Source organism: Croceivirga lutea (assembly GCF_014235875.1).
In the GTDB taxonomy this organism is placed as follows: Bacteria; Bacteroidota; Bacteroidia; order Flavobacteriales; family Flavobacteriaceae; genus Croceivirga; species Croceivirga lutea.
In genome coordinates this window covers 1-24,506 of sequence record NZ_JACJUK010000005.1, presented here as the reverse complement: position 1 = coordinate 24,506, position 24,506 = coordinate 1, and the positions used below count along the sequence as shown (strand labels likewise).

Annotated in this window: 23 protein-coding genes; 13 read left to right on the top strand and 10 right to left on the bottom strand. The window is 35.2% G+C overall.

Going from position 1 to position 24,506, the window contains the following annotated elements:
• Positions 1-8: 8 nt before the first annotated feature.
• Positions 9-386, top strand: coding sequence for an ankyrin repeat domain-containing protein (locus H5V42_RS10155; RefSeq protein ID WP_185783059.1), 378 nt, complete (start codon positions 9-11; stop codon positions 384-386).
• A 93-nt stretch (positions 387-479) separates the two neighbouring features.
• Here the strand turns inward: H5V42_RS10155 and H5V42_RS10150 are convergent, their stop codons facing one another.
• The 5 genes from H5V42_RS10150 to H5V42_RS10130 form a co-directional block, all read right to left on the bottom strand.
• Positions 480-674, bottom strand: coding sequence for a DUF6747 family protein (locus H5V42_RS10150; RefSeq protein WP_185783333.1), 195 nt, complete (start codon positions 672-674; stop codon positions 480-482).
• A 76-nt stretch (positions 675-750) separates the two neighbouring features.
• Positions 751-1,521, bottom strand: coding sequence for a M48 family metalloprotease (locus tag H5V42_RS10145; protein WP_185783058.1), 771 nt, complete (start codon positions 1,519-1,521; stop codon positions 751-753).
• A gap of 42 nt (positions 1,522-1,563) precedes the next feature.
• Positions 1,564-2,292 (bottom strand): M15 family metallopeptidase, encoded by a 729-nt coding sequence (locus H5V42_RS10140; protein WP_185783057.1) that lies wholly within the window; start codon positions 2,290-2,292, stop codon positions 1,564-1,566.
• A gap of 48 nt (positions 2,293-2,340) precedes the next feature.
• A complete protein-coding gene (locus tag H5V42_RS15345) occupies positions 2,341-3,516 on the bottom strand; it encodes a T9SS type B sorting domain-containing protein (RefSeq protein ID WP_185783056.1) in 1,176 nt (391 codons plus the stop codon).
• 3 nt (positions 3,517-3,519) lie between these two features.
• Complete coding sequence (locus H5V42_RS10130) at positions 3,520-7,485, bottom strand: hypothetical protein (protein ID WP_185783055.1); 3,966 nt, start codon at positions 7,483-7,485, stop codon at positions 3,520-3,522.
• A 231-nt stretch (positions 7,486-7,716) separates the two neighbouring features.
• Between H5V42_RS10130 and H5V42_RS10125 the strand changes: the two genes are divergently transcribed.
• From H5V42_RS10125 to H5V42_RS10100, 6 genes are all read left to right on the top strand, one after another.
• Positions 7,717-8,457, top strand: a complete 741-nt coding sequence (locus tag H5V42_RS10125) for a carboxypeptidase-like regulatory domain-containing protein (RefSeq protein ID WP_185783054.1) — start codon at positions 7,717-7,719, stop codon at positions 8,455-8,457.
• Positions 8,390-9,232: a hypothetical protein gene (locus H5V42_RS10120; protein WP_194336969.1), complete on the top strand. Its 843-nt coding sequence runs from the start codon at positions 8,390-8,392 to the stop codon at positions 9,230-9,232. The genes H5V42_RS10125 and H5V42_RS10120 overlap by 68 nt, the downstream gene beginning before the upstream one ends.
• Positions 9,233-9,261: 29 nt before the next feature.
• Entirely contained in the window at positions 9,262-9,768 is a 507-nt protein-coding gene (locus tag H5V42_RS10115) for a DUF6702 family protein (RefSeq protein WP_185783053.1), read from the top strand.
• 61 nt (positions 9,769-9,829) lie between these two features.
• Positions 9,830-12,148, top strand: a complete 2,319-nt coding sequence (locus H5V42_RS10110; RefSeq protein ID WP_185783052.1) for a M1 family metallopeptidase — start codon at positions 9,830-9,832, stop codon at positions 12,146-12,148.
• An 80-nt stretch (positions 12,149-12,228) separates the two neighbouring features.
• Positions 12,229-12,507, top strand: coding sequence for a Sec-independent protein translocase subunit TatA/TatB (locus tag H5V42_RS10105; RefSeq protein ID WP_185783051.1), 279 nt, complete (start codon positions 12,229-12,231; stop codon positions 12,505-12,507).
• 7 nt (positions 12,508-12,514) lie between these two features.
• A complete protein-coding gene (locus tag H5V42_RS10100; RefSeq protein ID WP_185783050.1) occupies positions 12,515-13,099 on the top strand; it encodes a phosphatase PAP2 family protein in 585 nt (194 codons plus the stop codon).
• On the opposite strand, the gene H5V42_RS10095 is transcribed toward H5V42_RS10100, so the two are convergent.
• Positions 13,082-13,723: an O-methyltransferase gene (locus tag H5V42_RS10095; protein ID WP_185783049.1), complete on the bottom strand. Its 642-nt coding sequence runs from the start codon at positions 13,721-13,723 to the stop codon at positions 13,082-13,084. The genes H5V42_RS10100 and H5V42_RS10095 overlap by 18 nt on opposite strands.
• Before the next feature lie 28 nt (positions 13,724-13,751).
• Here H5V42_RS10095 and H5V42_RS10090 point away from each other — a divergent pair, with 28 nt between their 5' ends.
• From H5V42_RS10090 to H5V42_RS10080, 3 genes are read left to right on the top strand one after another with little or no spacing between them, the layout of a single operon-like run.
• Positions 13,752-14,237, top strand: a complete 486-nt coding sequence (locus tag H5V42_RS10090) for a GNAT family N-acetyltransferase (protein WP_229665688.1) — start codon at positions 13,752-13,754, stop codon at positions 14,235-14,237.
• Positions 14,238-14,239: 2 nt separating this feature from the next.
• Positions 14,240-15,511 carry a kynureninase gene (kynU, locus tag H5V42_RS10085; RefSeq protein WP_185783047.1) on the top strand — a complete coding sequence of 424 codons (1,272 nt, stop codon included), beginning with the start codon at positions 14,240-14,242 and terminating at the stop codon, positions 15,509-15,511.
• Positions 15,512-15,514: 3 nt separating this feature from the next.
• Positions 15,515-16,660 (top strand): MFS transporter, encoded by a 1,146-nt coding sequence (locus H5V42_RS10080; protein WP_185783046.1) that lies wholly within the window; start codon positions 15,515-15,517, stop codon positions 16,658-16,660.
• A gap of 2 nt (positions 16,661-16,662) precedes the next feature.
• Here the strand turns inward: H5V42_RS10080 and H5V42_RS10075 are convergent, their stop codons facing one another.
• Complete coding sequence (locus tag H5V42_RS10075) at positions 16,663-17,352, bottom strand: hypothetical protein (protein WP_185783045.1); 690 nt, start codon at positions 17,350-17,352, stop codon at positions 16,663-16,665.
• A 62-nt stretch (positions 17,353-17,414) separates the two neighbouring features.
• On the opposite strand from H5V42_RS10075, the gene H5V42_RS10070 reads away from it, so the two are divergent.
• Genes H5V42_RS10070 through H5V42_RS10060 form a run of 3 tightly spaced genes read left to right on the top strand, consistent with a single transcriptional unit; the run spans position 17,415 to position 19,062 of the window.
• Positions 17,415-18,041, top strand: coding sequence for an RNA polymerase sigma factor (locus H5V42_RS10070; RefSeq protein ID WP_185783044.1), 627 nt, complete (start codon positions 17,415-17,417; stop codon positions 18,039-18,041).
• A complete protein-coding gene (locus H5V42_RS10065) occupies positions 18,041-18,241 on the top strand; it encodes a hypothetical protein (protein WP_185783043.1) in 201 nt (66 codons plus the stop codon). The genes H5V42_RS10070 and H5V42_RS10065 overlap by 1 nt, the downstream gene beginning before the upstream one ends.
• A gap of 2 nt (positions 18,242-18,243) precedes the next feature.
• A complete protein-coding gene (locus H5V42_RS10060) occupies positions 18,244-19,062 on the top strand; it encodes a mechanosensitive ion channel family protein (protein WP_185783042.1) in 819 nt (272 codons plus the stop codon).
• Between the two features lie 29 nt (positions 19,063-19,091).
• Here the strand turns inward: H5V42_RS10060 and H5V42_RS10055 are convergent, their stop codons facing one another.
• From H5V42_RS10055 to H5V42_RS10045, 3 genes are all read right to left on the bottom strand, one after another.
• Positions 19,092-21,068: an OmpA family protein gene (locus H5V42_RS10055; protein ID WP_185783041.1), complete on the bottom strand. Its 1,977-nt coding sequence runs from the start codon at positions 21,066-21,068 to the stop codon at positions 19,092-19,094.
• A 10-nt stretch (positions 21,069-21,078) separates the two neighbouring features.
• Entirely contained in the window at positions 21,079-21,984 is a 906-nt protein-coding gene (locus H5V42_RS10050; RefSeq protein WP_185783040.1) for a PorP/SprF family type IX secretion system membrane protein, read from the bottom strand.
• 225 nt (positions 21,985-22,209) lie between these two features.
• A partial coding sequence (locus H5V42_RS10045; protein WP_185783039.1) for a gliding motility-associated C-terminal domain-containing protein occupies positions 22,210-24,506 on the bottom strand: 2,297 nt, incomplete at its 5' end.

Genomic DNA, 24,506 nt, shown 5'->3' with positions numbered 1-24,506 from the left:
AAAACATCATGAGAAAAACAATGTTAATGACCGTTGTCACCCTATTTTTAGCTGTAGGGCTAAGTGCAAAAGAAGCTAATCGACCCTTGCCAATTAAAAATTTAATTGAGTTTGCTAAACCAAATCAATTGTGTAATGCCATAATTAGTGGTGATATTGATATGGTTGTTGCGTTACTAGAACAAGGTGAAGATGTAAACAAACGTTCTTTAGGAATGACACCGTCTCATTACGCTGCACGTTACAACCGAGCTGAAATTTTAAAAGTGTTAATTAAGAATGGCGCTAATCTTGAGAAAAGATGCAAACAAGGTTACACCGTTAAAAAGTATGCAGAACTATCAAATGCTAAAGATGCTTTAGCTGTTATAAATGCTATGAAATAAGAGAGAAGGAGTTATTTCATCAATCAAAAAACCCATCTTAAAACAAGATGGGTTTTTTGATTCCTATTGATTTAGGACGAAATATATTTAAGTTTAAAACTCAAATCCGGTCACTGCACGATATACTAATACATATACCGCCATTAAAATCATAGCAGCGCTGAAAACTGAGTATGCTTTTAAAAACATTACCAAATAATTTGGTCTGCAGTTTCTGAACGCTTCTAAATAAAGATTTTTAAAGTTTACTATCATTTCCATACCATTCACTTTTGGGGGTTGAACCATTCAACACATGTTTGAATAGTCTAAAGGTAGAAAAATGTAGATAGATGGTAGTTATTAATCGTTAAACGAGCAATTATTATCGACCTTGATACTTTCTTATGCTTTCTTTAATCTTTTCAATACGATTTTCTGGGTCTGGATGCGTACTTTGAAACTCTGGCACTCGGTTAGGACCTGCGGCTGATTTTAAGATTTGCATTACTTCAACCATTTCATTTGGGTCGTAACCAGATTGAATCATTAAAAGCACACCTAAATCGTCACTTTCTAACTCATCACCTCTTCCGTTCTTAAGTAGTGTGTTTTGACCAATAGCACCAACTACGCTCCCTAAATCTCCTGCACCTACCGTGGCTCCCATCATAGTTTGTTGCCAAAACTGACTTTCTGCAATACGCTCAGCGGAGTGTCGGCCAATAACATGACCAATTTCATGACCCATTACACCTGCTAATTGCGCTTCGTTTAATTGCTTAAATAAGGCATAGGTGATAAAGCATTGACCGCCAGGTAAGGCAAATGCATTAATTGTTCTATCATCAGCTAATAAATGAAAATCGTATTGGTAGGGGGTTTCTCTTGCGATAGAGTTTTGAACCAATTTATTACCTACAGCATCAACAAATGTTTGTAAACGCTCATCTGGGTATAAACCTCCATGTTGTTGCGCCATTTCTGGTGCACTTTGAAGACCAATTGCAATTTCTTGCTCTGGATTCATGGTTATATGTTGTTCTCTTCCGGTATACGGATTTGTTTCGGTATTGCTGCATTTGTTAAAGTAGGCAAACGCTACTATGGCAAGACCAATTAAAATTCTGATTTTCCAACTTCCTCTGCTTCTCATTGGTTTAGTGTTATATAGGGCAAGAAAGATACAAAAATATGCCTATAGCAATTCGGGGTTGATATCTAAAATATTGTCGTGAATATATCCTTTTAAAAAGGCAGTGGTAAAATGTTCACAACCCTCAAAATCTTCGTTCTGAATAAGTCTGAAAATATTACGTTTTCTAAATTGTTTTAGCATGGGTATGGAAAGTGGTGCATAACTATAATGCCAAGGTTCATATTTAAAGCCTCTTCTAAAGTAATTATCTGTATACACTAAATAGAAACCAAATTTCTCTGAATTTTCATCTAACCATTTTTTAAATGGAGCAAATGGGCCTTCATCTTCAAATTTTTCTGGAACTAGTACATCACCAGAACTTTTAGGATAACCATCAATAATATCAATATCTGTTCCCCAATGATGGCGACTTGTACCTGGTATGGTAGAATATTCTACAATTTTTTCGATAGCTTCCATCGGCTTTAAACCTTCTTCTGTAAATCTAATGAACTTGCGCTCAAAGATGGCTTTTTGCCTATCAAAAGACCTAAAGCTAGAAATCATTTTTATGTCAAAACCTGCGGTGTAGGCTGCTTTTTTCATTTTTAAAAAAGCTTCATAAGCTTGCTCTCTAAGATTGATATCCTCTCCGAATAGTTCCAATTCTGCTTTACCCATTAATTCTTCTGTGGAAAACTCTTGGTCTTGAAATTGAAATTGAGGTAAGGTAATTAACCCTAAAGATGAAATTGCTGTGCCTTTTATAAATTGTCTACGCTGCATATACTACCGTCTAATTTGGTTTATAAAGGTAGCAACAATTTATATTGCTTACCTGTCTATAAAGAAATAGCCTTGATAGTTTAACTGCAATTCTGGTAAAGAAATTGTGTAGTAATATATTCCTGCTGGTAATCCTATTTCTTGTTTTAAAATAAAACTACCAGTATTGGCAACACCTCTAAATTCATTAGTGTAATTAGCTTGTTTAAATACCAAGCGCCCAAACTTATCATAAATCTGAACTAAGTTTTCTCCGGTGCCCTCTAAATCATCAAACACCAAGGCATCATTAATACCATCGTTATTAGGAGATAAAAAATATTCCCCTAAACTTGGATTATCAACGGCAAAGGTGTCAAAAGGTAGTGGTAGTGCGGCAAAAGTTACCGCATCATATTCGTTTGGATTAAAACTATCAGATGTTATAATACCTTGTTCCAAATCACCAACCGCAGTTGTACCACTTAGCGGTAGCCATTGATTTACTGCTTTGTTCCACCCTACAATAATAACTTCTGAAACATCTTGAGCAATAACAGAAATAGTACTTCTAAAATTCCAGTTTAAGGTTATAGTTGCACTCGAAAGATTACTATCTATAACCCAGAATTCATTACTAGAAATTTCACCAACATCTCTAACTTTTTGTTCGGTATTAAAAGTTCTATTTAAGGTCGTGGTATTGCTTGCGTTTTCTCTTAAATAAGTTGCAGCGGTAGTACCTTGTGGACTATTGGTGTTTAAAACTAAGGGGCGAAGTTCATCTCTATCGCCAACAGGGAAAATAAATTCGTTGGTATTGGTCATAGCACCAAAACCTATAAGTTTACCATCATCATTTGCGCCGGTGTAAAAAGCATTCTCTTCAAAATTTAGGAAGATGGTACTAATGTTTATGGGTGTAACTATGTTTCCAGAAATAAAATTTACATTATTGCGCACGTTCATACGAACGCGTAAAAATGTACCTACATCATTACCAAATTCTACATCATATAAATTTATGGGTTCAACACCATCGATGATGTTAGGTATTTCGCCATAAAAACCCATTAAAGAATTTTCATCGGCATTAAATTCCCCTTGATTGAAAAGATTAATATGCATGCCAACCGTGGCACCTGAGTGCAAGTAAAGATTGGCGGCGTTATTAAGTTCCGCTGATTGCCCAAAAAATTGAAAGGGAAATAGGAGTAAGGCAACTATGTATTTGTACTTTTTCACGGCTTACTTTTGGTTTTCCAATAACATGGCTTTAATGGCTTCAATTTCTTTAGAGAGGGTGTCAACCTTATCTGCTAAGTCTTTGTTTTCAGCTTCTAAAGCATCAATCTTTTTCTCTTGTGCTATGGTATGTAAAAAGAGTTCTTCTATTTTTTCAAGGTTTTGAAGATTCGATTGACTCAAATTCCAAAATCCTTGCTCTTTGGCTTGTTTTGCAGATGTAATACCAGGTAAATGTTTGTATGTTTTAATAAAATGCTCTACTTCAGCTAATTCTTTAAATTGATAGTTTTCTTTAAGATTAGAAAAACCGTCAAAGTAGTTTTGGAAAACGTAATCAGGGATTCCTTGGTGCGTTCCCGTAAATGTAACGTCACCATTAACTGTTAAATTTCCAGTGGTATTTATAGCTCCACTTGTAATATCTCCACTTGTAATAGTTCCAGTTGTTACAATATTTTGTGCTCCAAAATCAGGGTCTATTTTAGACCCTGCTATTGCTGCCGTTGTTGAAATATCTACATCTAATATGGTGCCATCAGTAATTAGATTTGATCCTAGACTATTGACTAGTTCAGATTGGTCAATTGAAATACTATTTGCTCCATCAATACTTATACCAGTTCCTCCAGTATAGATGGAACCGCCCCCTGATGGGGCAGCCCAAACAACTACACCGCCGACCGTAGTTAATACATCATTTGCATTCGCTGAAGGAGCTAATTTGCCTGCTGTAATTGTTGTATTTGCAATGTCAATATTTTGGATTGATAAGTCATCTATTTCATCTGAGGAAACGGCGTTGGATTGTATTTCTGCGCCTCCAATAGCACCATCTGCAATGTCAGCCTGACCAATAGTATTAGTAATTATCATACTAGGATTTCCTCCTCCATTAAAACTTCCCTGAATAGAATTTGGAGTAATAGATGGAATGTAGGGGTTTCCAGTAGTTCCATTACCATTAATGGTAATGGATGTACTACTATTGATGGCTGTTGCATTTGTTGACAATCCATCAATTTCAGTTTGTAATTCTTCAATTGCATCTTGAACAGTATCACTAGTTGTATTCGCAGTGGGTGTGAAAACTACGTCTGATGCCTGTGGATTTGGGATAGCATCTGGCACCCAAGCCCCCGAACTATTATTCCAGGTAAGAACTTCTCCATCAGTAGCTCCCATTTGGCCAATATCCTGACCTTCGATAGATAAAAGTAGTGCCCCCCCATCGGTTCCAACTCCAATTAAATTAGGATTATCAGCACTAACAATCGTTCCAGCCGTAGTTTGATCATCTACCCAGGTATACAACCCATTTCCGTCCGTTGAAAGAATTTGACCATTGTTTCCACCAGGTGGTAATTCAATTTCATTATTTGGATTAGCATCGTTATCATCTACATCTAAATTTGCTAAATCAGCATTAGTTGCAAATACGGCGTCAAGCGTATTTATGTTTAAAAACGCACCTTGATCACTACCAGCAGTAATTAAATTATCAGCATCATCACTTACTATTTGAGTTGTTGAAGTTTCATCATCTACCCAAGCATAATTACCTAAGCCATCTGTCGATAAAATTTGTCCGTTATTTCCTCCAGCTGGTAATTCTATCTCATTAGTCGGACTTGCATCATCATCATCAAAATTGTAGGTTGATAATTCAGTTTCGGTTACAAATGTTGCATCTAAATTAGCATCAGTTAATAAGGCACCTCCATCTGTTCCTGCCGTTATTAGATTATTTAGATTTCCAGAAACAATGGTTGCACTTGTGTTTTGATCTACCCATGAGTAATTACCTGCACCATCAGTAGACAATACTTGATTAGGATTTCCCCCAACTGGTAATTCTATTTCATTGGTATCGTCTGCATCTCCATCATCAACCGTTGCAAGAAAAGCACCTCCATCTGTTCCTTCTACTAAAAGATTTCCAATATTTTCACTTACAACTATATTACCCGAAGTTGCAATAGCTGCATCTATTGCTGCTAAGTGCGCTTCTACGTTAGCAGCTGCAGGAGTATAATTTGTTGGCGTAGCTACTACCGGAACTTCACTAGCGTTTTGATTATCCTCGCCAGTATTACCAAGAATACCATCAATGGCAGCTAAGTGTGCTTCTACGTTAGCAGCTGCAGGAGTATAATTTGTTGGCGTAGCTACTACCGGAACTTCACTAGCGTTTTGATTATCAGTGCCCGCTGTTATATTTGAAATAGCGTCATCTACATATATTTTGCTTGCAGCGTCATTATCTGCCGCTGGTAGTCCAATGTTATTAATAATAGTGCCCCCAGCATCAGCTCCTTCGGTTAAAACTTCTGCTAGATTTTGGTCGTCTGTACCACTGGTTCCAATATCAGCCAATGGAACTTGAAACGTAGTACCTGCTTCCACAAGTTCTAGGTTACCACCATTTACTTCAAACGAACTAATTAATTCATCGTTCGGATTACTACCCCCTGCCACTACAATAGCATCAACTTCATCTTTTAATTCTTCTATTGCCGCTTGTGAATCTATTGACTCCAAAGAAAGGTATGGCGTAAATTCAACTGCTGCCGCATTTTGATTATCAGTATTTAATAGTGGAGATAAATCTACGTTACCATTAAAGCCACCGTTTGCTCCCGTAAATTCAAGGTTTGGACTTGTAAATTGAACATTACTTATATTACCATCCGCAGTTCCACCGCCACCAGTTGAGTTTATAATATAAGGGTCACCAGAAGTTCCAACTCCTGTTATAGTAATATTGGTACCTTGTTGAATTATTGTTTCATCCCCGTCAGCTTCCGCACCACCTGCTAGGGGTGATAAGTCAACCGTTGCCGGGTTTCCGTTTTCAATAGAAATGGTTAATTCATTTGTTGTTGTATTTAATACTGCACCGGTTAAATTTTGACTATCTGATCCAGCAGGTAAATTAGCAAGAGCATTATCTACATAATCCTTGGTTACAGCATCATCTAAATCTATGGGTTCACCTAAATTTACAATTCTGGAACCTTGAGCGTTATTACCTTCGGTAAGTACTTCCGCTAGAGTTTGGTTATCTGTATTTGTAGAACTTACACCTGCTAAACTTACAGATGTTTGATTTCCACCCTCAGTAAAAATTAAGTCTTGCCCTTGTAGCTCAATATTGGTAATTAGCTCGTTCTGTTGGTCTACATCACTATCTGCCGCAATATGCTCTGCAATAGCAACCGTGTTATCTGTGATTAATGTTTGCAATGGGGCATCATCATAAAAAATACCGTCACGTAATTCTAAATCATTTGCTGGGTCATTGCTAATTTGTTGTGCATCGGTTATGAATCCGGCATCATTGGTGAAATCATTTAGCGTTACTTGTGAATAGTCTATTTCAATATCTGTAACCGAATTTTCAGCTAGTTCTTCTTGACCAACAGAATTTGCAGACAATTGCCTGTTGGTTATAGAGTCATCTTGTATGTCAACCCCATTTAAACTGCCATTAACAACATTATCTCCAGTAATTTCACCCACTTCAAAATTGTAGTTGTTACCATCTTCAGTAATTACAATAGATTCTCTAAAGTTTACAATGGGGTCTGTTGAAAAGGTTTGGTTAACTGCACTTTCAATAGTTACGCTAACCGTATTGCCCTCACTATCGGTTAGAACTAACTCGGAACCGTCTAACTCTAAACTAACGTTGGTAGTATTGGTATCTGCACAAAGGTTTTGCCAATTAGTACCATCAAAGTAAAAAACACACTCTTCATCATTGTTATACACTAATGCACCTCTTAACGGTGTTGTACCGAGCATGGCAACGTTACTCATTCTTGTAATAACCAGAACCCGAGAGTCACTCTCCAATTCTAAAAGTGAGCTGGCAGAAATTGTTTCCGGATTATCACCAATTTTAACTTGGGCAGATAAACCTATGGTAACTAAACCAAAAATTAGGCAAAGGGCAAATGTTCTCATAAAAGGGCGGTATAAAAATTTTCGCACTAAAAACAAAAGTAACTTTATCACCTGACAAACCGAACATTATACGGTAAAATGACTAACAGATTAGATGAAATGAAAGGGTATTTACACTAATTTGGTGCGATTTTTGAAATCAGACTATTTGAATAATTAACAAAAGTTTACAACCCTACTACTTTTTTAAGTGCTTGGGTTCAAGTTTCTTTACGAATACATTATAAAAAAATGCAAAAATTTTACGTTTTTCTTGTTCTTTTAATCACTTGTTCAACCGTTTTTGCACAAACAGAACAACGGCAATTATTAAGAGGGCAAGTGCTTTACAGAAATACCAATGTACCAAACGAATATGTGGTGAACTCAACCGCTGAACTTTCTACCATTACAGGTGAAGACGGTAGGTTTGCTATTGAGGTTAAAGAGGGTGATGAGCTTGTTTTTGCAGCAGTAAATTACCAATTAAAAGTGGTTAAAATTACTCCCGAGATTTTAAAAAATAACAGATTAGTTGTTGAGGTTGAAGAACGTGTAAGGGAGCTGGATGAGGTCGTAGTAAGCCCTGAAAATCAAGAAAAATTTTTGGAGGTTAAAAATGAAGAATTTAAAGAATTTGAATATGAAATTGACCGTTCTACCGAGGTAAAAAATGTTGCGCAACTTTCGCAAAATGAGCGTATTGAAGGGCGAATTAATTTTGTGAACATTTTTAAAGCCATATTTAAAGGTCAAAATTCTGCTGAAGGGGAAACAATTACTTTAAAAGTGAGCCAAGTATTACGTAGTGTATACGACGATGAATTTTTTATGGTAGATTTAAAATTACCTCAAGATAAAATTGATGCCTTTTTATATTATGTTGATGAAAGGGTGCCTTCTAGAACCTTGTTGAAAAAAGAAAATGAGTTCCAATTGCTTGATTTTTTGGTTACCGAAAGCAAAAACTTCATGGCTGAATTGGAAGATTAGTTGTTTTCTTTGCTTTACCCTAACAGTAAGTTTTTCGCAACAAAATCCAACCAAAATAGTAAATGGTAGGGTAGATGCTGCTGGTGAAGATGTTACCGGGATAGCAGTTCAGAATATTAGTTCTGAAAAAGCCGCGATTACCAATTTTGAAGGTAAATTTTCTATAGAAGTGGCCGTTGGTGATACACTGGTCTTTTCTGCTGTACAATTAAGGCGCAAAACCTTGCCGGTAAGTAAAGAAATCTATCAATTGTCTTTTGTCATTGTTCCAATGCAACCCTTTGTCAACGAGCTTAGAGAGGTTGTGGTGCAACCTTATAATCTCACGGGTAATTTAGGTACAGATATGCAACAATTAAACGTTAAGCCTGTAACCGCAGAAAGTTTAGGTTTACCAAACGCAGAAGCAAAAATACCTACCCAGAGCGAGCGTCAACTACAAGAGGCCGCTACAGGTATGTATACGTTGAGAAATCCGTTGCGAGTTGGATTAAACCCAATTATCAATGCCATTTCTGGTAGAACCAAAATGCTTAAAAAACGAGTTGCCTTAGAAAAAAAATCAGCACAAACCCTGGCAGTACAAAATGCAATTATAGATTCACTTTTTTTAGCAGAATTAAAAATACCAAAAGATAGAATTAATGATTTTATGTATTACTGTGAGGTTGACCAGCAATTTCAGAGTTTAGTAAGGTTAGAAGATGAATTAAAACTTTGGGAATTTTTGATGTATAAAAGTAAATTGTATCGAGAAAATAACGGTTTAGATTAAATTGGAATAATACTTGTTTAAAATCTATTATGAGAAGAAATTTAAAATGGAGTCTATTTATTGTACTTCCACTTTTGTTAAGTTTTGCAGCGCACAAGTTTTATGTTAGTGTAACTAACATATCTTATGCTGAAGAGACAGATGCGTTACAAGTTAAAACTAGAGTTTTTATAGATGATTTAGAAGATTTGCTAAAAGAGCGTTACGAGATTGAAGCCCAATTAGATACAAAAGATGAAGCAAAACTAGCTGATTTCTACATTGAAAAATATCTTCGCTCTAAATTTGTAATACGTATTGATGGTCAGCCTGTTGCATTCAATTTCATAGGTAAAAAGTATGATGTTGATGTTGTTATTTGTTATCTAGAATTTGAACAAAGTGGATTTAAAAATGCCAAATCACTTAGCATTCAAAATGAAATTCTGACCGATTTGTACGAAGAACAAAAGAATATTGTTCATTTAAAATGGGGTGACAATAAAAGAAGTTTTGTACTCACAAAGAACGATGCTAAAGGAATGTTAAACTTATAACGCTAAGTTAGCATTACGTTAAAAAAAGGTATTTTGCTAAATCGAAAAAATCAATTTTAAAATGAAGAGATTATCTACCTGCTTTGCAGCAGTATTGTTCCTCTTTGCTGCACTGGGTTATGCTCAAGAAGAAGCTCAGAAAGAAGAACGTAAACCTGGCCACACCAACCAAAGTAAGTTTAGGCAAATGTATCAAGAGTTTTCAACGCCAAATACGTATCGTTCGGCTTCTGGTGCTCCTGGTCCTGATTATTACCAACAACAAGCCAATTATAAAATGGATATTGAGTTGGATGATAAAAACACAAAATTATATGGAGAAGAAACTATTACCTATATCAATAATTCTCCTGACAACTTAGAATTTCTTTGGTTACAGTTAGATCAAAACGTACGAGCTAAAGATTCTAAGTCGCCACTACGTAATGGTAATGGGGTAAATTTTGCTTATCAAGCGAGCACTTTTGCTACAACTTATGTAACCGAATCTTTTGATGGCGGATTTAACATTGAGTGGGTTAAAGATGCTAATGGTAAAAATTTACCATACACCATCAATCAAACAATGATGCGTATAGATTTGCCAAAACCATTAATGAGTAAAGAAAGTGTTACTTTCTCAGTAAAATGGTGGTATAACATTAACAATCGTCCAGATGATGGCGGTCGTTCTGGTTATGAATACTACCCAGGTGATGGTAATCGTGACTACACCATTGCTCAGTTTTTCCCAAGAATGGCACACTATAGTGATGTTGAAGGATGGCAAAACCATCAATTTTGGGGTAATGGAGAATTTGCGCTCCCATTTGGTGATTATGAAGTAAACATCACCGTTCCCGCAGACCATATTGTTGATGCTACAGGCGTTTTACAAAATAGAAAAGACGTTTTCACCAAAGATATGATGAAGCGTTACGAGCAGGCCATTAAGTCTTATGACAAGCCTGTTATTATCGTAACTCAAGAAGAGGCAACAGCCAAAGAATCTTCTTTCTCAGAAAAGAAAAAAACTTGGAAGTTTAAAACAGAAGCTAACGCACCTGTTCGTGATTTTGCTTTTGCTTCATCAAGAAAATATATTATGGATGCGCAAGCGGTAAAAATGGGTAACCGTGATGTAATGGCAGTTTCTTTATATCCAAAAGAAGGAAACCCACTTTGGGAAGAGTTCTCAACCAAAGCGGTTGTTCAAACGTTACAAACATATTCTAAATACACCTTTGACTATCCGTACAACAAAGCTATATCTGTAAATGCTAAGCAAATTGGTATGGAGTATCCAATGATTTGCTTTAACTACGGTAGACCTAATGAAGACGGCACCGTATCTGATAGAATGAAATACGGTATGATAAGTGTTATCATTCATGAAGTTGGTCACAACTATTTTCCAATGATTGTGAATTCAGATGAGCGTCAATGGGGATGGATGGATGAAGGTTTAGATACCTTTATGCAGTTCCTAACTGAGCAAGAATTCGGAGATAATTTTCCTGCGGCTATAGCGCCTAACGAAAAGTACCCGTCTAGAAGAGGAGAGCCTTCAAAAATTGTTCCTTACATGTCTGGTGACCAAGATTATATTTCACCTATTATGTCTAACCCAGAAAATGTTTACAGCTTAGGTCCTAATGCCTATGGTAAACCGGCAACTGCACTAAACATTTTAAGAGAAACAGTAATGGGTAAAGAATTATTTGACCATGCCTTTAAAACCTATGCGCAGCGTTGGATGTTTAAACACCCAACGCCAGAAGATTTCTTCAGAACAATGGAAGACGCATCAGCTGTTGATTTAGATTGGTTCTGGAGGTCTTGGTTTTACACTACTGATTATGTAGATATTGGCGTAAAAGATGTTAAAAAGTATTACGTATCTAACAAGCCAACAAAGCAAATGGAAGAGTATATGGCCGCTAGAAACCTAACGGAAGCTGACTTACCACCATTGGTATATTTAGCTGAAGAAGGTAGTGAAGACTATAGTGAAGATTTAAAAGGAAAATCACCCTCAGAAGTTTCTCAAAATTTAAAGGAATTTATGATGGATAATATGTCTGCTGATGAAAGAGCTAAGGTAAAAGAGCCAAAGTATTTTTATGAAGTTACCTTCGACAAACCGGGCGGTATTCCTATGCCTTTAATTGTAGAATATACCTATGCAGATGGTTCAACTGAAAGTGTTACCTATCCTCCAGAAATTTGGAGAAAAAATGATAGCGAAGTAAAAAGAGTAGTTTCTTCAGAAAAAGAATTAGTTGGTATCGTAGTTGACCCTAAATTAGAAACTGCAGATATTGATACTACAAATAATGCTTGGCCAAAAGAAGAACAAAAATCAGATTTTGACCAGTTTAAAGAAAAAGTGAAAGGATAATACATACCTTTATCTTGTTAAAAACCCTAACAGTTTTGTTAGGGTTTTTTTATTGACTTTAACTTAGGCTATATTTGTGTATGAATTTTTTATTTATCAGTGGAGCAGAAATATTTTTTATACTATTTATAGTAGTAATGGTATTTGGTGCAGATAAATTGCCGGGTATTGCTAAAGGTTTAGGTAAGGGCATGAGACAGTTGAGAGATGCAACAGATGATATTAAAAGAGAAATTCAAAACAGCGCTGATAAGCAAGGGTTGAACACTGACTTCACAAAAGACATCAAAAAAGAAATTGATGATGTTAAAAAAAATGTAGAAGAAGTTACGGGTACAATCAAGCGCGGCGCAAAATAAGTTCACTATGTTTGATGACCTTAGAGAATGGGATAGACAGGCGTTTATTTATTTAAATAGTCTTGGTATTGAAGAATATGATTCTTTCTGGTCTATAATCACTGAGATTTCTACTTGGACTCCACTTTTTATCTTTATCATTGTTTTCTTCTTTATTAAGTTTCCCCGCCATCAAGCAATTAATAGAGTTATTGTAGTTGTTTTTTTGGTTGTATTTATTATGCTATTAACCATGGTTGTAAAAGAGTGGGTGGCAAGATTAAGACCTAATAATAATGAAGATATAAATTCTTTAATTCGAATACTTAAATCCCCAACAGATTATAGTTTCTTTTCTGGTCATGCTTCTAGTTCATTTGCGGTAGCTACAATAGTCTATTTATTTTTGAGAAAACAGTTTAAATGGTCTATTACTATTTTTATTTGGCCTTTTATTTTTTCGTTAAGTAGAATATATGTTGGCGTACATTACCCTGTGGATTTAATAGTTGGCGCATTGGTGGGTATAGCTTCAGCAATTGGCATTTATATGCTTTTTAATTATGTAGCCAAATACCGTTTAGACCAAAAAGAGTTACAAGACCCTACTTAAGGTTAACCCATCTCTAATAGGTAAAATTACTGTTTCTAAGCGCTTATCAGTAGCTAGTTTTTTGTTATAAGCTAGTAAGGTTTCAGTAGCTTTATCTGATTTAATCAACGGTTCAACCACTTTACCTGACCATAAAATATTATCTGAAAGTATAATGCTACCAGTTGTACATTTTTTAATAGCCTCCTCAAAATAAGCATCATAGTTTACCTTTTTAGCATCAATAAAAACTAAGTTGAATGTTTCATTTAGTGCAGGTATAACATCTACTGCATCGCCAACATGTTGTATTATTTGTTTACCAAAAGGGCTTTTATCAAAATAGTTACGTTGCATATCAAAAAGTTCTTCGTTGATGTCGATAGTATGCAATTTTCCGTCTTTAGGCAATCCTTCAGCTAAACACAATGCAGAATAACCTGTGTAGGTGCCAATCTCTAATATTCTTTTAGGAGCTAGAATTTTTGAAAGTAAACTTAAAACTCTACCTTGATGATGACCAGTAATCATTCTAGGCTGCACCACTTTAAGATGCGTTTCTCTGGTTAGCTCTTGCAGTAGCACGGGTTCCTCTTGAGAATTTAAAGCAATATAATTTTCTAAATCAGCGGATAAAAAATGCATTCGTTATTATTAAAAAGAAAATTCAAATATGGGTTATTTTCGTGATATGGAAAACCTTATCATTCGTGATGCAGTTGCAGCAGATTTGGATGTACTTTTAAAATTTGAACAAGAAATCATAAAAGCGGAAAGACCTTTTGACCCTTCTATTAAAAAAGGTCGTGTAAATTACTATAATTTAGAAGCCTATATTGCTACTAATGAAGTAAAAGTTTTGGTAGCCCAAGTTCAAGACCAAATTGTTGCTTCTGGATATGCTTTACTAAAAAAGGCAAGACATTACCTAGACCACGAAGATTATTCGTATTTAGGTTTTATGTATTGCAAACCTGAGTTTAGAGGAAAAGGTATAATTCAAAAATTAATAGAAGAATTAAAAATTTGGTCATTAGGCCAAGGTTTGACTGAAGTTAGATTAACGGTATATCAAGATAATTTATCTGCTATCAAAGCTTATAAAAAAAGTGGTTTTAAGAGCCATATTAATGAAATGCGAATTCGATTAAATGATTAGGAATGAATTTTGAAAACACGTTAAGTTTTGCAGTTGAAATGGATAAAAATGATGCCCTAAAAGGCTATCGAGAAAAATTTATATACCCTCAAGTAAATAGCAAAGATGTAATTTACTTTACTGGCAATTCTCTTGGTTTACAACCTAAAGTTGCCAAAGATTATGTGGATGAGGTTATGAAAGATTGGGCAGAATTAGCTGTTGAAGGTCATTTTTATGCCGAAAAACCTTGGTGGGATTATCATGAAAGGTTAGCTAAGCCATTAGCTAAAATTGTAGGAGCAAAGCCAGAAGAGGTTTCTGTGATGAATACGTTAACAGTTAACCTTCATTTTTTAATGGTGTCTTTTTATCGCCCTACAAAAAAGAGATTTAAAATTCTTTGTGAGGAAAAGGCTTTCCCTTCTGACCAATATATGTTCAATAGTCAGGTTAAATTTCATGGGTTTAATCCTGAAGAAGCAATAGTTGAAGTAAAGAAAAGAGAAGGTGAACATTCTTGGAGAACAGAAGATATTCTCAACAAGATTAATGAAGTAGGAGATGAGTTAGCATTGGTCTTAATAGGTGGTGTTAATTATTATAACGGTCAGGTTTTTGATATGGAAGCCATTACAGCTGCAGGTAAGGCTCAAGGTGCATTTGTAGGGTGGGATTTGGCTCATGCAGTTGGCAATGTTGAACTCAACTTAAGTAAATGGAACGTTGATTTTGCAGCTTGGTGTAGTTATAAATATACAAACAGTGGCCCTGGAAATGCTTCTGGCGTTTTTATCAATGAAAAATATCTTGGTAAAGAAGATATTCCTCGTTTTGAAGGTTGGTGGGGAACCAAAAAAGAAACACGTTTTTTAATGAAACCAGAGTTTGAACCAGCTGTAAATGCTGATGCGTGGCAAGTTAGTAATCCGCCAGTTTTATCCTTAGCACCATATTTAGCGTCTTTACAACTTTTTGAAGAGGTTGGTATGCCTGCGTTACTTCAAAAACAACGATTGCTAACGGGTTATTTAGAATTTGTTCTAAATGAAATTGATAAGGAGGTTGAAACGGTTTTTGAAATTATTACCCCAAAAGAAAGAGGTTGCCAACTATCTGTCTTTTTACATGGCGAAGGAAGAGAGCTCTTTGATAAATTAATGAAAGCAGGTGTTATTGTAGATTGGAGAGAACCTAATGTAATACGTTTAGCACCAGTACCTTTTTACTGCTCTTTTGAAGATATGTATAGATTTGGTCAATTGCTAAAAGAATTAATTTTAAGCAAAAAATAAAGATTGAAATCACTACGATTAATCCTAACCAACAAAAAATATTTAGCACCAGCTTTTGTTTTTACAAGTCTTAATGTTTGGTTCGGAGTTTGGGCTATCTACATACCTACCGTAAAAGAAAGATTACAAATTGATAAGGCAGACTTAGGTTTTGCTATTTTTTTCTTGTCTTTTGGAGTTTTTGCCATGTTTCCTTTGGCTTCAAAAATTATCAACAAATTAGGAGTGGGCAAAGCAACTTGGATAGCCGTAGTAATAGGAAGTATAGTTTCTATTTTACCCCTAGCAGCACCAAACTATTATTTACTTTGTGCAAGTTTATTTTTATTTGGATTATCTCAGGGCTTAACAGATATAGCCATGAATACATTAGTAACAGAAATAGAAAAAAAAGACCAGCAAAATTTTATGTCCGCCGCTCATGGCTTTTTTAGTTTGGGCGGAATTATTGTTGGATTAACAAGTTTTTTAATTCCAATTTTTAATAGTCCAGTAACACATATGTTACTAATGACGGGCTTGATTTTTTTAGTCAATTTTAGCTTTAAAAATCAATACCTTAATATAAAAGCTCAAGCACAGCAAAGTGAAGGATTTAATATAAAATTGTTTAAACCATTATTTTTATTAGGTATTATTTGTTTTCTAAGTATGGGTAGTGAGGGGGCCATAGTAGATTGGAGTGCACTATATCTTCAAGAAATAACGTTAGCCCCAGAGGCGTTTATAGGGGCTGGTTTTCTAGCTTTTTCGTTTGCGATGACTCTAGGTAGGTTTTTAGGTGATGGTGTAAGTCAAAAAGTAGGCTCGGTAAATGTAATTGCAATAGGTAGTATAATAGCCATTGCAGGATTTTTATGTGTACTTACAGAAAATACGCTCCTAAGTATTTTTGGTTTTTTACTAAGTGGTTTAGGCTTTTCAGTAATGGTTCCAGAACTGTTCAGAATAGGGGGTAAAGTTAAAGATGTAGATTCTGCCCAAGGTGTTGCATTTATTGCAGGTACCGGTTACTCTGGGTTTTTAGTAGGGCCTGTACTTTTGGGGTATTTAGCTGAAGCGTATACCTTAAAAACTAGTTTTTGGGTATTATTATTCTGCGCAGTTTTTGTGCTTTTATTGACAGGCGTATTAAAACGAAAAAAATAAAACTACTTCGCTACTTTTAATCCGTCGAAGTACAACTCAAAGGGACCTTCAGCCATTTTATGAGATGTTGAAATTTTGATACCATTTATAGTTTCATAATCTTCCCAAGTGGTAATCATATTTGGTTCTTTTTGATTTTCTTTACGGTAAGCCCACTCTTGTAAAATATAGTCATCAGAATAGTAGAGGTCGTAAGCATCACCCGGAGTGTAGCCACCATCGGCACCATAAACTACCGTTAGTTTATTTAATTCTAGCCCACTTATTGGTGCCGTAGATTTTCCACTTTCGGTTAAATCATAATTATTTTGATCCCAAATCAATTGATAAGGCATAAGTAACCAAAATTTGTCATTGGTAAATCCGGCATCAGTTTTTGCTGTAATTGAATCTAGTTGTTTACGGTTGTAAACAATAGTATCTGTATCTGAAAATAATTTAACCACATTAGTTTTGGGTTCCCAATACCAACTTCTTTGAAAGTGGTTATCTGCTCTGTCAACATTAAAGGTAAACGTTAAATAATCAACTGCTTGCCATTGATCGTACCCGTGAGCATTAGCAATTTTTTCAATTGTATTTAAGGGTTTCGTAGATGCTTCAATTTTGGTTGATTCTGATTTTTTATCAGTTTTACAAGCCCAAAATACAGTGATAACTACTACAATTAAACAGTTTCTTTTGAAATTCATTTTAACATTTTTACCAAAGATAAGGGCATTTAAAGTAAATTGCCGCCGCAAAACTTTTAATTGTGACTTTTCTTAAACGTCTGTTTCTTATTATAGTTAACCAAGGTAAAGAGGCTTTATCTAGGGGTGGATATGCAGATTTGTCAGATGAAGAGTTAGTTGCAAAGATAGTAGCCAAAAATGATACCTTGTTATTTGGTGTGTTATATGACCGTCATGCAAAGATGGTTTATAACAAATGTTACGGTTTTGCGCGGTCTATTGATGAAGCAGAGGACTTAACGCAAGATATTTTTTTAATGTTGTTTGTAAAGTTGGCTTCCTTTAAAGGAAAATCAAAGTTTACCACGTGGTTATATTCATTTACCTATAACTTTTGTGTAAATTATGTAAACCGAAATAAACAACGAAAAATGAGCGATAATTCCATTCCAATGGATACCGCTGAATATAAGATTTCTGATGAAGAAGTTTCTGACGAAACCATTTATGAAATGAAATCTGCTAAACTGGCTAAATCATTAGAAATGATTGAACCAGAAGAAAAGTCAATCTTATTACTAAAATATCAAGATGGGGCTTCTATAAAAGAGCTTAGTGAATTTTTAGAAATAGGCGAGAGTGCAGTTAAAATGAGACTAAAAAGGGCAAAAAGTAAATTACTCAATATCTATAATTCTTTAGATTAATGGAAGAAAATTATACAAATCCATTTGAGCAATTAAATACCAATCTACGTGAAGTACCGCCCGAGCTACGCAAAAAAGTTATGAATGATGTAGCCATTGCCAAGTTAATTTTAGATATGGCTGTTCTAGTTACATCTAATTATTCATCTATCATATCTGGTCTTTTTGAAACTGTAAAAACTAAAAGAAACAATCAATAACCATGGATAAATACAAAGAAGTTTTAGAAAATAGCTTGAATGATATTGCTACAAAAGCTATTCAACTTTTACCTAAAATTGTTTTAGGTATTCTTGGACTTATCGTTGCTTGGCTAGCGATAAAAATAATTTTGTTTGTCTTAAAACGTATTTTAAAAGCAGCAAAAGTTGATAGGTTAAGTGATAAGATTAGAGATGCCAAACTTTTTGGTGATAAGGATATTAAAATAGACATTACCAAAATTCTACTTGGTGCCGTAAAATTTCTATTAATTTTATTATTTACGGTTGTTATTGCTCAAGTTCTTGGTCTTACAGCAATTTCTGATGGTATTGTTTCTGTCTTTGCCTATTTGCCAACATTATTAAGTGCTTTATTTATTTTGGCTGGTGGGTTGTATTTAGCCTCTTTGGTTAAAAAGGCAACATTGGCTTTGTTTGAGTCTATGGGCATAGGCGGTTCTAAATTTATTAGTAATACCCTATTTTATCTTATTGGATTTTTTGTGTCTATAACTGCACTTAACCAAGCAGGAATTGAAACCGAAATAATTACCAGCAATTTTACGCTAGTATTAGGTGCGTTTTTGTTTGCTGCTGCATTAGGTTTTGGATTGGGGTCTAGAGAGGTTTTTGCTTCAGTGCTAAAAATGTTTTACACTAGAAAAAAGTTTATGGTTGGTGACAAAGTTGTAATTGATGATTTAGAAGGTTCTATTGAAGCTATAGATAATTTAAGCATGACACTAAAAACCAAGAAAGGCAAATTTGTAGTGCCTATAGATGAAGTGGTCACCAAACGAATTGAAATAAAAGAATAAAAAAAGCCCCGATATTTTCGGGGCTTTTTTTAATTATCTACAGATAGTTCTGCGGTTTCTTTACTTATAAATTTAACAATTGGGAACTCTGTTCTACGATTGAGCTCCAATATTTCTGGCGGACAATCAAACTTAGTTTTACAATCATTTACAGGTCTTGATTCTCCATAGCCTTTATATTCTAAAATTCGGTTTCTTGGTACACCATTTGCAACTAAATACTCATAAGTTGACCTGGCTCTTTCTTCTGACAAGACCAAATTATAATCATCTCCACCAACGGGGTCAGTGTGTGATTCTAAACTTATAACTAAACCAGGATACGTTTCTACTAAAAGCTTTATTACCTTATCTAATTCTCTAGCGGCGTCTGGTCGTATATTACTTTTATCGTAGTCAAAGTAAATTTTGTTAAGACCTGCTAGAATTTTTACGTCTAATACGGGCTCTAAAACAATATCTTTTGATACGCGTTTTGTAGACCTATCAACACCAACGGTTGAAAACGGTACTGTTTTTTCAGGATGCGTTTTTCTATTAGCTACTAGATTATAATTTCGATTTCTATTCACAAAAAAATTGTAGTTGCCTTCAGCATCTGTCATGGTAGAAGCAATTACATTACCTGTACTCTTATTTACTAATGAAATTGAAACACTATCTAAAGGTTGAAAGTTAATAGCATCTGTAACCTGGCCTTCAACTGTAAGGGTTGGTGAGTATCTAAATTTGTAAATATCATCTCCACCTTTACCACCTTTTCTATTTGAACTAATGTAACCGTCTATACCATTATCGAGACCAAAATAAGCGAAATCATCTTTCTCGCTATTTAAGGGTTTGCCAAGGTTGATGACATCGATGATTTCCTCGTTATCATTGAGAACTGTTCCAAAAACATCTAACATTCCATATCCTGGATGACCATCAGAAGCAAAAAACAACTGTCCGTCATTATTTACAAAAGGAAACAACTCGTCTCCTGGTGTATTTACAACGGGTCCAGCATTTTTAATAGACATTATACCACCACGCTCGTGTATTTGAGCATAGTAGATATCTGCGCCACCGTAGCCACCTGGTCTATCAGATGAAAAATAGATATAAGAACGGTTTGAGTTTACAGACGGATGACCAGTAGAGTAGTGGTCAGCATTTGTTCCTAATTCTTTACTAGTTTTCCATTTACCATCTTCTTTCTCAGCAATAAATATTTTTAGATTGCTATGACTTTCAACAGCTTCCTCTGTTTTCTTTACAAAAAATGATTCTTCATTGTCAAAGTAATTGTTCCTAGTAAAATATAATATAGTATCGTTTTTGTAGTTCGTTGAAAAAGCTAGTGAACCTTCATGAAATTCAGAATTTATTTCCCCTTTCATACGCTCTGGTTTAGCTGATTTATTATCAGCTGGAACCACAAAAATATCTAGCCATGGTTCGCCATTCCAATCAAATAAATTTTCATTGTCTGAGTCTTCACCAATTCTACTTGAACTAAAATAAATATCACCATCAAATTGATGAGCGCCAAACTCGCTATATTCTGTATTAAAATGTACAGGTTCTACCTCGTACTTTTCGTTACTATTAAAGACCACAGAAGCCAAACCTCCATCTTTAAGTAAACGCTTTACTTTGGGGTCATTCTTATTAAATTTTTTATAACGTTTAATCCAATCTAAAGCACCATCTTCATCACCTGCACTACGCAAGGCCATAGCATATTCTAAATAGTAATTAGAAGGTGTTCCTGCATCATTAATAAACATTTTAAAGTAAGGTATTGCCTCCTCAAATTTTCTCATATACAAATAACACTCTGCAAGTCGTTGATATGCATGAGCAGGATTTGTACCTTCTTCAATTAGTTTTTCATAAGCCGGTATAGCTTTAGCAAAAGCAAAATTGTTGAAGATTTTATCAGCGTCTTTTTGCACTCTAGATTGGGCATTCATTACAGTTAACCCAAAAAAAGCTAGTAAGAGAAGTAGTTTTGTTTTCATGTAGGTTTTTTTAGAAATATCTAGGGGAACGATAAATCTTAGATTTAAATAATGATTTTGGTTCAAAAATTAGGATTACTTCATGTGTACCTCCGGTATATGCTCTAACATCACCTGTAGGTAAATCATATGCATAACCAATACGTATAGTATTTGATAATTGATAATCCATAAAAGCTCCAAAATTGTTAGCATCATTAAATCGATAAGAACCTCCTAACCAAAATTTTTCGTAGAACAAAAATGCTGAGGTAATATCATAAGACATTGGAGCTCCATTGGTAAACTTTGAAATTACCGATGGTCTAAATTTAATATCTAAGGATAAATCTAATACCAAACCAGCAATGGCATAGTAACTATTACGCTCTACTGCTTCAATACCGTCTGGACTTAAACCATTATTAAGTATTCGTGGAGATGAAAAACCAGCATACCATCTATTGGTTGATAAATATACACCTGCTCCAAAATTTGGATTCCAAGTATTTACAGCTTGTGCTTCAAAATCTCTATCATCTATAAGTTCTCTACTGTAGTTGGTAAAACCTGCCTTTAAACCAAATGATAATTTTGCTTCATAAGAAACGGGAATGGTATATGAGAAATCTCCATAAACAAAATTGGTGTTCTCATAACCTAATTGGTCAGAGATATAAGAAAAACCTAACCCTACACGCTCATTGTTCATTGGTGTATGAAATGAAAATGTACTTGTTGTGGGGTTTTCAGCAATACCTGCCCATTGATTTCTGTGTAATGCAGTTACATTCAAGGCTTCTCTACTTCCGGCATATGCAGGATTAATAGAGGTGGTATTGAACATGTACTGCGTAAACTGTGGTAGCTGTTGTGACTGAAGGCAGCAGGCACAAAAAAATAAACTACACATAGCAATGAGACGTAGTGGTTTCATGTTGATTTCAGTTAAGTTTCTTTTTATTTGGGAGGAATTAGTTTGGGGACTAAATCCTTAACAAAGAAACGATTAGTTAGTGTTTTTGTTGCTTTTTAAACGTCTAAATCTTAATAAAAATCGTTCTATTGATTATATTGAATTTAAAAACACCTAAAAAGTAGGTTTGGTTTTTATTTTTTTAATAGGGTGGATTTCAATAAAGTAACCCACCCATTTCTTTTTTTAATTACCTGTGTTTAAGTAGATGTATCCATTTAATGGTTCCATTTGCGCACCTACAATTGTAATAATGTAGTAGTACGTACCTGCTGGTAATACTCCAGATGTTCCGAAAGAGTTACCTGGTGCTACACCACCCCAATCATTTTGATATTCTTTGGCTTCATAAACCTTATCTCCCCATCTATTGAATATCATCACATCAAATGTAAAGTCGCAATAATCTGTTCCAGTGATTTCAAATACATCATTAATAAAGTCACCGTTTGGTGTTACCACTTTTGAAATTTGAATTGCATCTCTATCACAATCTACACAGTCTTTGTCTACGGTAACAATGAATTCTACTTCATCAATACACGGTCCGTCAATTGCACTGTACGCCACTCTATATTCTCCAGGTTCTAAACCATTTGGAACAAATTGAGTGTTGTTTAGATAAGTACCAGGAGTTATACTGGTGAACGTACCTGTGTTGTCGTAACCTTCTGGAATTAATTCATACAAATCAATTGGGTCATCTTCTACACAGATTTCTAAATAGATTTCTTCTAGAACTTCTTGCATTATAAAGATGGTTTGCGTGTATGTGCCTGTGTTACCACAAGAATCACTTAACTCCCATGTACGCTCTATCATATAATCTGCAGTGTCATCAAAGAAGATGGTTTCTTCTGTAAACACTACTGTTGGTTCATCATCACATCCACCAACGTCTCCTAGTTCAGGTATAGCTGGTATCTCATCACCACAGATGATGGTAATATCTTCAAAGTTTGGATCTCTGAATCTATCGTCAACTGGGTCAAGATAATCTGGCGTACCATCACCATCGGTATCATTATTTGTTGGGTCACCATCATTATCAGGGTCTTCATCAATTGTTGGAACACCATCACCATCATCATCGATATCTCTATAATTAACATCGTCAATACCATCAGTATCTGGTAGGTCGTTAGCTGGGTCGTCAATTTCATCATTCACATCAAACCCATCGTTTACGTCACTACCTTCATATCCGTCGTCTAATCCATCACCGTCAGTATCTGTTCCGGTAAAGAATTGGTCTGGTTCACCATCGAAGTTGAAGTCGTTTCCTTCATTGTTATCAGGTACATTATCATTGTCAGAATCCAAGTCTCTAAAGTCAAATGTGCCGTCATTATCCGTGTCTACAAGGGTTATACCTTCATTACCAGTTGTTCCTTCGTAAGCGTCATCTAATCCATCATTGTCAGAATCGTTACCAGTTGGTGGAATATATCCTGCAGTTGATTGGGCTTCCACGTTATCAGGAATACCATCATTGTCAGAATCAATGTCAATGCTATCTGCATATCCATCATTGTCAGTATCAGTATTACCATCATCTTCGTCTTCATCGAGTATACCATCATTATCATCATCGTAGTCAACAATATCTGGTATGGTATCACCATCTGTATCGTATTCATCATCAATAATTGTAATGATACCAGTATCATCAATAATGGTGATTGGTGTATTGGTACCTAGGTTGGAAAGTACCACAAAGAAACTTTCGTCATCTTCTAATAACACATCGTTTATGATAGGAATCACAACTTCTTGTGTTTCACCATCTGTTCCAATGAATGATACAGAACTTGTTGTTGCTTCAAAATCTTCACCTGCGAATGCGGTATCATCAACAGTATTGAAGTCAACAGTTACCCCACCTTGAACATTACCGGTTAGCGTGGCAGTTAAAGTTGCCGTACCCGATTCTTCATTCACGGTAATATCATTAATTGTGATACCGGTTACCCCAGGGATATTGTCATTATCAAGGATATCCACAGTAGCCTGATTATCTGTAATGGTAATTGGCGTGTTGGTCACAAGGTTTGACAAGTCTACGAAGAACTGTTCCGTAGCTTCAATGATATCATCATCAGTAATAGGAACGGTAATCGGCTGAATTTCTCCATCAGTCCCCACAAAGGTTAGTGTACCAGTAGTTAGGGTATAATCCGAAGCCTCTTCAGCAGTATTGTCTGTAGTGGTATAATCAACAGTTACCCCACCTTGCACATTACCTGTCAACAATACATTTATAGTAGCCGTACCATCACCTTCATTGACTACCACGCTATCATTATCAAAGCTGATACCAGTTACCCCAGGGATATTGTCATTATCAATGATATCAACAGTAGCCTGATTATCTGTAATGGTAATTGGTGTGTTGGTCACAAGGTTTGACAAGTCCACGAAGAACTGTTCCGTAGCTTCAATGATATCATCATCAGTAATAGGAACGGTAATGGGCTGAATTT